The sequence below is a fragment of the Colwellia sp. MB3u-45 genome (assembly GCF_014077005.1).
Classification (GTDB): Bacteria; Pseudomonadota; Gammaproteobacteria; order Enterobacterales; family Alteromonadaceae; genus Cognaticolwellia.
In genome coordinates this window covers 79,005-91,942 of record NZ_JACGVC010000033.1, presented here as the reverse complement: position 1 = coordinate 91,942, position 12,938 = coordinate 79,005, and the positions used below count along the sequence as shown (strand labels likewise).

Genomic DNA, 12,938 nt, shown 5'->3' with positions numbered 1-12,938 from the left:
ATAAATGACTATTGCAATCAACAACGCGCATTATGGGCAATTAGTTGTAAGATTTAGCACTTAAATAAAGCGCAATCACTGATGTTAGATCAATTAGTGCATTATTTATGGAGAATAACAATGCTAACTAAGAAATTTTTTAAAACCAAAGATGAAACTGAAGTCACTTTTGAATTTAATAGAAGTGACGTAACAAGAGCCGCACTCGTTGGTGATTTTAATGACTGGCAAGCCATTGAAATGAAGTTTAATAAAAAAACACAGAGTTTTAAAACTAAGCTGAGATTACCTAAAGGGGGCATTTTTCATTTTCGTTATCTGTTAAATGCTACTGAGTGGGAAAATGATTATCAAGCTGACCAATACTTACCCAATGAATTTGGCAGTGAAAATAGTGTCGTAGTCACTACGCCTTAAAATGTAACTGAAACTATGGTTATGATGGGCAAGTATTGAATAAAGCCTTTGTCTTTTATTTTATAAACGACGAACACTATTTTAATAGAATAAAAATAAAAATAAAAATAAAAAGCTAATGTCTACTTCAAGTTTAGCTTTTGATGATTCAACTTATAAGCAACTTTAATTTATTACTTTAATTTATTACTTTAATTAAGATGGCACTCTGTATAAATTAAACGATAGCCATCTGTATTAGGTTACTGGAGAAACATGGAACATTATAGAATGGAGCCCGGCAGTGTCTATCCAATAGGCGCAACTGTTACCGAGACTGGGGTTAATTTTGCTATCTTTTCAGCTCATGCTGAAAAAATTGAACTGTGTGTTTTTGACGAATATGGCAGCAAAGAATTAAAACGCTTTGTTTTACCCCAACGTGAACATGATATTTGGCATGGCTTTCTTAAAGGTGCTAAAGCCGGTTTAGTTTATGGTTATCGCGTTTATGGGCCTTATAATCCAGAGTTTGGTCATCGCTTTAATCATCATAAATTATTGTTAGATCCCTATGCAAAAGCATTAACAGGTAACTTTTCATGGTCAGAGCGTCACTTTGCTTATAATGTCAATGATCCTAAAAAAGATTTATCGTTTGATGCTAGAGATAATGCCGATGTAATGCTCAAAGCTGTGGTTACCGACGTTTCTGCAACGCTTGTACAAAGAAAGCCCATTGCGTGGAAAAACACTGTTATTTATGAAGGACATGTTAAAGGCCTAACGGCACTTAACCCGCAAGTACCTGAACACTTACGCGGTTCTTTTTTAGGTATTAGTCATCCGGCGATGATCGCTCATTATCGTGCTATTGGTATCACAACGATAGAATTACTACCGGTACAGCAATTCATTTCAGAGCAATTTTTAACGGACAAAAAATTGTCTAATTATTGGGGCTATAACTCATTGGCGTTTTTTGTGCCCCATCAAGATTACTTAAACCATAATCAAATACTTGATTTTCAACGCATGGTTGATGAACTGCATCAGGCGGGTTTTGAAGTGTTGATTGATGTGGTTTACAACCATACGTGTGAGGGGAATAGATTAGGGCCAACGCTAAGCTTTAGAGGCATAGATAACCTTTCTTACTATCGCTTAAATTCTGCTGAACCCCGATATTACATTAACGACACTGGCTGTGGAAATACCCTGAACATTAGTCATCCCCGTGTATTGCAAATGGTGATGGACAGTCTACGTTATTGGGTTCAGGTGATGGGTGTTGACGGCTTTAGATTTGATTTAGCCACTATTTTAGGGCGAGAGCTACATGGTTTTGATAAAAGTAATGGCTTTTTAGACGCTGTTTTACAAGATCCCATTCTCAATAGTGTAAAAATGATTGCTGAGCCATGGGATATTGGTCCCGGAGGCTACCAATTAGGCGGGTTTCCATCGCCGTGGTCTGAATGGAACGACCGTTATCGAGATACCATGAGACGTTATTGGCGAGGCGATAAAGGCTTGTTGCCTGAGTTTGCCCGCAGAATTCATGGCTCAAGTGATATTTTTGAACACAGTGGTCGCCAACCCTTTGCCAGCATCAATTTTCTTTGCAGTCATGATGGTAATACTTTACGTGATTTAGTCAGTTATCAAGACCGCCATAATGAAGCCAACGGTGAAAAAAATCGCGATGGTCATTCCGATAATTTTGCCCATAATTACGGCATAGAAGGTGAAACTAGCGATGAGGCTATTTTGTCGCTGAGATTACGGCAAATAAAAAATATGATGGCAACGCTTATGTTGTCTCAAGGCGTACCTATGCTGCTGGCAGGAGATGAAATAGGGCGTAGTCAACAGGGCAATAACAATGCTTATTGCCAAGACAATGAAATAAATTGGTTAGATTGGGATGAAAACGCGCTTTATGCGCAAGAACTTAAATTATTTACCGCTAGCTTGGCTGAACTAAGAAAACGTTTTTCTATGTTAACCCATGATCGTTTTATTCATAAAGATGATGAAAAATCTCCCGTGGATATCACCTGGTTCCATCCGTCAGGATTCGCCATGCAAAAAGATCATTGGCATTCTCATCATGCGGCAACATTAGGTTATTTGATACAAGAGAAAGCGCCAGATACGCCGGTTATTCTATGCCTTTTTCATGCCGGAGCAGAGCCGATAGAATTTCAATTGCCAGAGATTGATACCGTAAAACACTGGCAAGTTATGATTGATACAACGTCGAGCAGTGAGCAAGCAGAAGTACGAAATATACCGGCAGAACGACTGATTACCATGGCACCATTTTCAACAATTGTTTTATTAAATGATTGTTTATAAAAACAAATAGGATGTACGGATTGATGAATAAAAAAAATACCCAATGTGAAGTTACTGCATCAGATGGAAGTGTTCTGATGAATGAACACACCTTTTCAGAAGATTTAGCCCGACATTTTCATTTTTCATTAGGTCGTGACAAGATGCAAAAGTCTCACCTATACCTTTATAACGCGCTCGCGATCACCATTCGTGATCGTTTAGTTGCACAATGGCGAACCACCAGAGAATCTCGAGGTCATCAGCGCCGTGTGGGTTATATTTCATTAGAATTTTTAATGGGGCGCACACTTAATAACGCCATTTTGAATTTAGATTTAGATGATACCGTTCGTGATGCTTTAAAAGGTTATTGCTGTGATCTAGAAGATGTTGAACAAGCAGAACATGACGCTGGCCTAGGTAATGGTGGTTTAGGACGTTTAGCGGCCTGTTTCTTAGATAGCTGTGCAAGTTTGTCTTTACCCGTTATAGGCTACGGTATTCGTTATGAATACGGCATGTTCAATCAAGAAATTAAAAATGGCGCGCAAGTTGAGCATCCTGATAATTGGTTACGTAATGGTAATCCATGGGAAATTGCCGCACCTGAAAAAACCATCAGAGTTAAATTTTTTGGTCATGTTGATGTGATTAAAGAGCGCAATGGGCAACAGCATCGCCAATGGAATAATACCCAAGACGTGCTTGCCGTGCCTTATGATATGCCGATTCCAGGCTATCAAAATGGTATTGTTAATACCTTAAGACTATGGAAGTCTGAAGCGACAGATGAATTTGATTTAGATGAATTTAACGCTGGTAGTTATACTGAATCAGTCGCTAAAAAAAATCTAGCTGAACAAATCACTATGGTACTTTATCCAAATGACAGTAGTGAAAATGGTAAAGAACTGCGCCTAAGACAACAGTACTTTTTATCTTCAGCGTCTCTGCAAGATACCATTAATAGTTATGTTGAAAATTGTGGTGACAACTTTGATCAATTTGTTGCACTGAATAGTTTTCAACTCAACGATACCCATCCAAGCATTGCTGTCGCTGAATTAATGCGTATTTTGATGGATGACTATTTTATGTCATGGGATGACGCCTGGAATATTACCTCACAAACAATGGCCTACACCAATCATACGTTATTACCTGAAGCCTTAGAGAAGTGGCCTGTTAGTTTATTTGCTAAGTTAATTCCGCGTATTTTAGAAATTATTTATGAAATTAATGCCCGCTTTCTTCAACAGGTTGCTGTTGCATGGCCTGGAGATTCGAGTAAGCAACAAGCATTGTCATTAATTGAAGAAGGCCATGAACCACAGGTACGTATGGCACACTTAGCGATTGTGGGTAGTTATTCAGTTAATGGTGTGGCGGCTTTGCATACTAAACTGTTAAAAGCTGGATTATTTAATAACTTCTACCAACTTTGGCCTGAAAAATTCAACAATAAAACGAACGGTGTTACACCACGCCGTTGGTTATCTCATTGCAATACCAGTTTAGCTAAACTTATCTCAAGTAAAATTGATAAAGGCTGGGTTGCTGATTTTGCTCATGTGGTTCAATTAAGTAAATATGCTGAAGAGCATGCTTTTCAAGAAAAATGGCGCGCAAGTAAACAGGCCAATAAAGCCGTTTTAGCTGACTATGTAGAAAAAGCAACAGGCGTTAAGTTTGCTGTTGATATGATGTTTGATGTGCAAGTTAAACGTATTCATGAATACAAACGTCAACTACTGAATATTTTGCATGTTATTGGCTTGTATGATCGTATTCGTAAAGGCGATACCGCTGATATTACACCGCGTTGCGTACTTATTGGCGGTAAAGCGGCTCCAGGCTATGTGATGGCGAAGGAGATTATTAAACTGATTAATAATGTCGCTGACACCATCAATTTAGACCCTAAAGCCGCTAAGTACTTAAAAGTTGCTTTTGTACCGAATTACAATGTTTCTGCGATGGAAATTATTTGCCCTGCAACTGACTTGTCTGAGCAAATATCAACGGCAGGTAAAGAAGCCTCGGGTACGGGTAACATGAAGTTTATGATGAATGGTGCGCTAACTATAGGGACATTAGATGGCGCAAACATTGAAATTAGAGATGCCGTTGGCGCAGAAAACTTTTTCTTATTCGGCGCTCAAGCTCACGAAATTTCAGCTATTCGAGCAAATTATCAACCTAACGACATTATAGCTAATTCCGCCACGTTATCGGCGGTAATGCACTTGTTAGAAAGTGGTCACTTTAATTTATTTGAACCCTGTATTTTCGATTCAATTATTAATGCTATTCGTAATCCAGATGATATGTGGTTAACCGCTTATGATTTTGACAGTTATTTTCAAGCTCAACGCCTTGTTGATAAAGCTTATAGCGATCAAAAATTGTGGACCAAAATGAGTATTTTAAACACTGCGGCTAGTGGTGTGTTTTCGAGCGATCATACGATCAGGCAGTATCGAGATGAAATATGGAAGCTTTAGTAATTTACTTACTTAAAAAGTAAAACGCTATTTCTTGAACGTTAATTAATGTTTATAAAGGATAAGTTATGCCCAATAATGTAGAAAGAAGAATAAGTAATTTAACAAAAGAGACTTATGCGTTGATTTTGGCGGGGGGCCGAGGTTCAAGATTGTATGAATTAACAGACAAAAGAGCTAAGCCGGCAACATTTTTTGGTGGTAAATTTAGGATCATAGACTTTCCTTTATCTAACTGTATTAATTCAGGCATTAGGCGCGTTGGTATTGCAACTCAATATAAATCACACTCGCTGATTCGTCATATCAGCCGTGGCTGGGGACACTTTAAAAAAGAATTAGGTGAGTCAATTGAAATTTTACCGGCATCACAGCAAAAGGGTGATGGTTGGTATCTAGGCACGGCAGATGCTGTTTTTCAAAACATTGATATCATCAGGCATGAATTGCCAAAATACGTGATGATTTTATCAGGTGATCATGTTTATCGTATGGATTATGGTCCATTACTGGCGCAGCATGTTGCTAATGAAGCTGATATGACGGTTTGTTGTATTGAAACCTCGGTTGAAGAAGCGGCGGGTCAGTTCGGTGTAATGACCGTTGATGAAGACAGTCGTGTTTGTCGATTTGATGAAAAACCGGCCAATCCATCTGAAGTGCCTGGTAAACCTGGTGTTACATTAGCATCAATGGGTAACTATGTTTTTAATACTGAATTCTTATTTGAGCAACTAGAAAAAGATGCCGCAGAAGCAGGCTCAAGTGGCGATTTTGGTAATGACATTATTCCTAAAATAATCAAATCTCATCGGGTATTTGCTTTTCCATTTAAAGACCCTGATAGTGAAAAACAACCTTACTGGCGTGACGTAGGTACTTTAGATTCTTTCTGGGAAGCTAATATGGAATTAGTTGAGCCTGAGCCGCAACTTAATATGTACGATGAAAACTGGCCTATCTGGACTTTTCAAGAACAAACCGCCCCAGCAAAATTTGTTTTTGACCAAGACAATCGTCGCGGTATAGCGATTGACTCTACAGTATCTGGCGGCGTTGTTGTCTCGGGTTCTACAGTGAAACGCTCTTTATTATTTTCAAAAGTAAGAGTTAACTCTTATTGTGATATTGATGAAGCAGTTGTTTTACCTGGGGTTATTATTAATCGTAACAGTAAAATTAAAAAAGCCATTATCGATCGAAGCTGTGTTATTCCAGAAGGCATGGAAATTGGCATAAATCATGATGATGACCGTGCCAATGGCTTCAGGGTTACTAATAAAGGCGTGGTTTTAGTCACTAGAGATATGCTTGAAAAACTAGAGAAGCATACTAACTAGTTAGTGATAAGCATGATTAATTTAACGGGTAATTTCGAACATCGATGAAATTACCTAAGTTATTATCAATTTTACTTAACTTTTATAGCAGTTTACAAAGGTTAGTTTGTCATGAACTATCGTGAGTAAATCTTTAGGTTTTATCTTGATTAATTACAATTAATCTCTTGTTTTTAATGATTTATTTTAAAGTCATAAAATCTAGCTTGGTAAAAGTAATCACATAAAGAGTTAACGATATACTAGGAAGACACAATGGATAACCTAGCAAAAAGCTTGTTAGATAACGAATCGGTTAAAGCAATAGTTAATCTGCAACATCAAGATGTTTTTTCTGTCTTAGGTATGCATAATCACCCAACAGTGAGCGGGTTAATTGTGCGAGCTTTTCTACCTGAAGCACTCAGTGTCGAGGTAATCGATAGCAAAAATAATAAATTGGTGGCAACACTCAATAGAGTTGATCAAGCTGGACTTTTTGAAGGAAAATTAGGTCGAAGAAGAAATACATTTGATTATCGTTTACGCATTTATTATAAAAATGAAAGCATTATTGTCGATGACCCATATCGTTATCCCTCTTTATTAACGCATCAAGACTTATACCTTTTTTGTGAAGGTACTGACGAACAAACCTATCAATGGATGGGCTCGCATGAAGTGACAGTAGATAATGTCCAAGGAACGCATTTTGTTTTGTGGGCGCCTAACGCGTCTCGTGTTTCTGTAGTGGGCGACTTTAACTTTTGGGATGGTCGACGTCATGTTATGCGCAAATATCTAAGCTCTGGCATTTGGGAAATATTTCTCCCTAATGTTGCTGCTAGTGCCAGTTATAAATACGAAATAGCCGATCAAAACTTTCAAATTCAACCTTTAAAAGCCGACCCCTATACTTTTTCTATGCAACTTGCCCCTGAAACTGCGTCTAAAGTGATGCAAAACAGTGACTATCAATGGCAAGACCAGCAGTGGATAAATGAACGCGACACGTCATCTAATCAATATAATGGCGCGGTTTCTATTTACGAAGTGCATTTAGGCTCTTGGAAAAGAAACCAAGAAAATAATGCTGATCATATTCACGCGCCAAGTTATTTAACTTACCGTGAATTAGCTGAGCAATTAGTCCCTTATGCCGTAGAAATGGGCTTTACCCATCTGCAACTTATGCCGGTAAGTGAATACCCTTTTGACGGTTCATGGGGTTATCAACCGATTGGACTTTTCGCACCTACGGCACGTTTTGGTAGTAGCGATGATTTTAAATTTTTTGTTGATTGTTGTCACCGCGCCGGTATTGGTTTGCTACTGGATTGGGTACCGGGACATTTTCCAACGGATAAGCATGGTACGGGTAACTTTGATGGCACTTGTCTTTATGAACACGAAGATGTTCGCAAAGGTTTTCATCCCGATTGGCAAACCCTTATTTATAACTACGGTCGCGCAGAAGTACAAAGCTATTTGATCAGTAATGCTATTTATTGGCTAGACCAATTCCATATCGATGGCTTACGCGTTGATGCCGTTGCCTCTATGTTGTATTTAGATTACAGCCGAGAAGCGGGCGAGTGGTTACCTAATATTCATGGCGGCCGAGAAAACTTAGAAGCGATTGAATTATTACAACAGGTTAATACTCGCTCTTATGCAAAACATCCCGGTGTTATGATGATTGCTGAAGAATCAACCGCTTGGCCCGGTGTGTCTAAACCGGTTGACGCTGGTGGTTTAGGTTTTGGTTTTAAATGGAACATGGGCTGGATGAATGACACGTTAAAATTTATGGCGCGTGATCCCATTCATCGTCAACATCATCACAGCGAAATGACCTTCGGTTTAGTTTACAGTTTTAGTGAAAACTTTGTTTTGCCTATTAGTCATGATGAAGTCGTGCATGGTAAAGGCTCACTACTCAATAAAATGCCGGGGGATGATTGGCAAAAGTTTGCCAACTTACGCGCCTATTACGGCTTTATGTGGACTCATCCCGGGAAAAAGTTATTGTTTATGGGCTGTGAATTTGCTCAACGTGAAGAATGGAATCATGACCAAAGTTTAGATTGGCATTTACTTGAGCATGATAATCATAAAGGCGTACAAACGCTGATTAAAGATCTTAATCACACTTATCGAAATATCCCAGCGTTACATGAGCTTGACTGTGACAATAGCGGTTTTGAATGGTTAGACTCACAAAATAATAAACAATCAATATTGATTTATTTAAGAAAAGGGCAAGCAGGCACAGCACCCGCTTTGGTTGTTGTTAATTTGACACCCAGCAGTTACGAAAATTTTTGTGTCGGTGTGCCTTTGTCAGGTTTTTATCGAGAATGTTTAAATACTGACAGTAGCAACTATGGCGGTAGTAATATCGGCAATGGCGGTGGTGTTTACTCGGTAAATGAGCCTTACGCAGGTCAAGAAAACCTACTTATTATGTCTGTTCCTCCTTTAGCGACCATGATTTTTGAATGGCAAGCAAAAGACTAAGTTGCAGTCATAAATTGCCGTCATAAATTGATCGCCAGCTAGCATTATCTTTCTAGTGATTAGGAGTGATAATGCGGCGTTGGGCAAGTGTTTTGTAGATCGGACTTCAGTCCGTCAACCGTTAAGCAGGCCATTAATAGGCTGGGCCAAAAAAAATACAGCGTTTTTTTTGACCAGCTTTTTCGACCAGCATTGATAGCAGAGCAGTTAAATTTTATTTAACCTGATGGACTGAAGTTCAACCTACAGGTGATTCTAGTCAAAGACAGATTATTTTTAAGGGTAAGTTATGACCACTGAGCAAGTGAAGCAAGTGCAGCAAAGCAAGCAAATAAAGACTCAAGCATTTACCGATCAAAAACCTGGTACTTCGGGCTTAAGAAAGAAAGTGACGCAGTTCCAGCAAACAGGTTACTTGGAAAACTTTGTGCAAGCGGTTTTTAATACCATTGCGCCTTGTGCCGGCAAAAAACTGGTATTAGGCGGAGATGGACGATTTTATAACCGTGAAGCGATACAAGTGATTATCCGCATGGCGGTTGCCAATGGCTTTACTAATATTTTGGTCGGTCAGGGTGGTATTTTATCAACACCGGCAGCCTCTTGTGTGATCAGAAAAAACCAAGCCTGCGGTGGTATTATTTTATCCGCTAGTCATAACCCCGGAGGACCAGACGAAGACTTTGGGATTAAATTCAATGGCGAAAATGGTGGACCTGCGCCTGAAAAATTAACCGATGCAATTTTTCAACAAACCTTATCTATGGAGCAATACCTGAGTATTGACGCTAATGATGTTGAACTTGACCAACTCGGTACAGTGCAAATAGCAGAGTGTAAAATTGATATTATTGATCCCGTTAATGATTATGCCAATTTGATGGAGTCGATGTTTGATTTTACGGCCATGAAGCGCTTGCTTGCACAAGGCGATTTTCGTCTATGTTTCGACGCTATGCATGCAGTTAACGGCCCTTATGCCAAAGAAATACTTGAAAAACGCTTAGGTGCGCCAGCTGGATCTGTCATTAATGGTGTGCCATTAACCGACTTTGGTGGTGGTCATCCCGATCCTAACCTAGTGCATGCTCATGAGCTTGTGGCTTTATTATATGGAGATGATCCCTTTGATTTTGGCGCCGCCTCAGATGGTGATGGCGATCGCAATATGGTGTTGGGTAAGCAGTTTTATATTAACCCGTGCGATAGTTTAGCGATATTAACGGCCAATGCTGATTTGATACCAGCTTACGCTGAAGGGATTGCGGGTGTTGCTCGTTCAATGCCAACCAGCAGAGCGGTTGATCGAGTCGCCAAAGCGATGAATATACCCTGTTATGAAACACCAACCGGTTGGAAGTTCTTCGGTAATTTATTAGATGCCGGTAAAATCACCCTATGTGGCGAAGAAAGCTTTGGTACGGGCTCTGATCATATCAGAGAAAAAGATGGTTTATGGGCGGTATTGTTTTGGCTGAACTTAATCGCAGTAAAACAACAGCCAGTCAGTGAAATTGTTAAAAACCATTGGTTGCAATATGGCCGTGATTATTTTACTCGCCATGATTATGAAGCGGTTGACAGTGAGAATGCGCATGAAATGATCAGCCAACTTAAAGCCAAAATTGCAGATTTACCTGGTCAGGTATTTGCGGGTGTTAAAATAACATCAGCAGACGATTTTCAATATATCGACCCCGTCGATAAGAGTAAAACTACTGAACAAGGCGTTCGACTTTATTTAGACAATGGTGGACGTATTGTTTTCAGGCTTTCAGGTACAGGTACGCAAGGAGCCACGTTAAGAGTTTATTTAGATTGTTACCAGCAGGATCCAGCGCTGTTAGCACAAGAAACACAGCAAGCCCTTAGTGAGTTAATTCAAGTAGCAGAAACGGTAGCAGGCATTAAACAATTTACCGGCAGAGAAAAGCCTGACGTGATCACATAACGCTGATAATGTAATTGCAATTGCCTACTAAAATTAGCTTTATCATTAGTGTGTTAGCCTATTTTTTAAGTATAGAGTTATAAGCATACTGCTGAAAAAAAACCAACAATATAAGAACAAATGAAAGGTATTGAAATGAAAATATTAATGGCGGCGGCAGAGAATGACGCTTTACCGCGCGGAAAAGTTGGTGGTATTGGTGACGTAGTTCGAGATATTCCACTCGCTTTAGCCAAAATAGGTCAAGAGGTTGATGTGGTCATGCCAGGTTATGGTAGTTTTTCTAAGCTTGCCGGTGCCCAACATGTGACAGCATTAGAGGTTATGTTTGGTGGGCAAGCGCAAAGCGTTGATATTTTCAAGATTTCATTAACACCATCGCCAACGACTTCGTCAGGCACTTTATCAGGCTCTTTATCAGACACGTCAGAAAAAAAAGTGACGCAATGGGTGATTGAACATCCTTTGTTTGCCATTGGTGGCATAGGTGAAATTTACTGTGATGACCCCAGTAATCGACCTTTTGCGTCTGACGCCAGCAAGTTTGCCTTATTTAGCGCAGCGGTGGCTAAAGCGGTTATCAGTGATGTTTTTGGTAAAATTGATGTAATACACTTACACGACTGGCATACCGCTATGGTGTCAGTATTGCGCGCATACGATCCCCAATATCAAGCCTTAAAAGCCATTAAAACCGTTTACACTATTCACAATATAGCACTGCAAGGTATTAGACCCCTTGATGGCGATGAATCATCATTAAAGGCTTGGTTTCCTGACTTAGCTTTCGATGAAAACCAAATCAAAGATCCTAGATACCACAACTGTTATAACCCGATGCGTTCTGGCATTAACCTGTCAGATAAAGTCCATGCAGTGTCACCTACTTACGCCAAAGAAATATTATTACCCAGCAATGACCAACATGGCTATTATGGCGGTGAAGGTTTAGAAAATGACTTGCGCCATGCCGCTGCTACAGGACGCTTGCACGGTATATTGAATGGTTGCGAATACCCAGATAAAGTCAATGTTCGCCTTAACTTAACAGATTTACTGACGCTTTGTGAACAGGAAGTTATGAAGTGGCTAGCCGATAAGCCTTTAGTTGATAACGCACATTTAATCGCGATAACGCGGTTAAAACAACTGGCCACGAAAAAGCATAAAAAACCGCCTTTAGTGTTAACGTCAGTTGGACGCATTACCGATCAAAAGGTACGGCTTTTTCAACAAGTAATGGCCAATGGCGAAACCGCGTTAGAGCAATTATTAACACGCTTGTCTGATCAGGGTGTTTTTATCTTATTAGGCAGTGGCGATAATAAGCTAGAAGCGTTTTTAGCCCAGGTAGCCTCGAAGCATAGTAATTTTATTTTCTTAAAAGGCTACTCAGAAGCGTTATCAATCAGTATGTATAATTCTGGCGATTTATTCTTAATGCCAAGCTCATTTGAACCTTGTGGTATCAGTCAAATGTTGGCAATGCGAGCTGGGCAACCCTGTTTAGCGCACAGCGTAGGTGGCTTGAGTGACACAATAAGCGATAATAAAAACGGTTTTACCTTCAATGGCGATAATCCGCTACAACAAGCTGAAAATATGCTCAGCCGTTTTCAGTCGGTATTAGCAATAAAACAAAAAAGCCCAAAAAGTTGGACTAAAATCTCAACTAATGCTTTTAAATCAAGGTACTTGTGGAGTGATGTTGCACATGACTACCTTAAACATTTATACCGTAATTAAGCCTGTTATTACGCCTTAATCTACTTTCTTTACTTAGCGCTGAAACGCTATAGTGAAGGGGGTATATATTATATACATAGCCACTTCACTAAGTGCTTTCAGTGGCAATAGGTTAAAGCACTTAGTGTCAGCTAAAATTTTTTAAGAGTTTTAGTTTTA

7 protein-coding genes are annotated in these 12,938 nt (G+C 39.5%); all 7 read left to right on the top strand.

The window, feature by feature from the left end:
• Positions 1–120 precede the first annotated feature (120 nt).
• Positions 121–417, top strand: a complete 297-nt coding sequence (locus H4J41_RS00965; RefSeq protein ID WP_182135459.1) for an isoamylase early set domain-containing protein — start codon at positions 121–123, stop codon at positions 415–417.
• Between the two features lie 255 nt (positions 418–672).
• Positions 673–2,757 (top strand): glycogen debranching protein GlgX, encoded by a 2,085-nt coding sequence (gene glgX / locus H4J41_RS00960; protein ID WP_182135461.1) that lies wholly within the window; start codon positions 673–675, stop codon positions 2,755–2,757.
• Between the two features lie 23 nt (positions 2,758–2,780).
• Positions 2,781–5,243 (top strand): glycogen/starch/alpha-glucan phosphorylase, encoded by a 2,463-nt coding sequence (locus tag H4J41_RS00955; protein ID WP_182135463.1) that lies wholly within the window; start codon positions 2,781–2,783, stop codon positions 5,241–5,243.
• Positions 5,244–5,311: 68 nt separating this feature from the next.
• Positions 5,312–6,583 carry a glucose-1-phosphate adenylyltransferase gene (glgC, locus tag H4J41_RS00950; RefSeq protein WP_182135465.1) on the top strand — a complete coding sequence of 424 codons (1,272 nt, stop codon included), beginning with the start codon at positions 5,312–5,314 and terminating at the stop codon, positions 6,581–6,583.
• 255 nt (positions 6,584–6,838) lie between these two features.
• On the top strand, positions 6,839–9,082 hold the full coding sequence (glgB, locus tag H4J41_RS00945) for a 1,4-alpha-glucan branching protein GlgB (protein WP_182135467.1): 2,244 nt from the start codon (positions 6,839–6,841) through the stop codon (positions 9,080–9,082).
• Between the two features lie 289 nt (positions 9,083–9,371).
• Positions 9,372–11,033: an alpha-D-glucose phosphate-specific phosphoglucomutase gene (locus tag H4J41_RS00940; RefSeq protein WP_182135469.1), complete on the top strand. Its 1,662-nt coding sequence runs from the start codon at positions 9,372–9,374 to the stop codon at positions 11,031–11,033.
• Positions 11,034–11,168: 135 nt separating this feature from the next.
• Positions 11,169–12,779 carry a glycogen synthase gene (locus tag H4J41_RS00935; RefSeq protein WP_182135471.1) on the top strand — a complete coding sequence of 537 codons (1,611 nt, stop codon included), beginning with the start codon at positions 11,169–11,171 and terminating at the stop codon, positions 12,777–12,779.
• Positions 12,780–12,938 lie beyond the last annotated feature (159 nt).

Excerpts from the sequence above, each read along its gene's own strand:
- H4J41_RS00965 (WP_182135459.1), top strand. The coding sequence starts at position 121 with ATGCTAACTAAGAAATTTTTTAAAACCAAAGATGAAACTGAAGTCACT.
- glgX (WP_182135461.1), top strand. The coding sequence starts at position 673 with ATGGAACATTATAGAATGGAGCCCGGCAGTGTCTATCCAATAGGCGCA.
- H4J41_RS00955 (WP_182135463.1), top strand. The coding sequence starts at position 2,781 with ATGAATAAAAAAAATACCCAATGTGAAGTTACTGCATCAGATGGAAGT.
- glgC (WP_182135465.1), top strand. The coding sequence starts at position 5,312 with ATGCCCAATAATGTAGAAAGAAGAATAAGTAATTTAACAAAAGAGACT.
- glgB (WP_182135467.1), top strand. The coding sequence starts at position 6,839 with ATGGATAACCTAGCAAAAAGCTTGTTAGATAACGAATCGGTTAAAGCA.
- H4J41_RS00940 (WP_182135469.1), top strand. The coding sequence starts at position 9,372 with ATGACCACTGAGCAAGTGAAGCAAGTGCAGCAAAGCAAGCAAATAAAG.
- H4J41_RS00935 (WP_182135471.1), top strand. The coding sequence starts at position 11,169 with ATGAAAATATTAATGGCGGCGGCAGAGAATGACGCTTTACCGCGCGGA.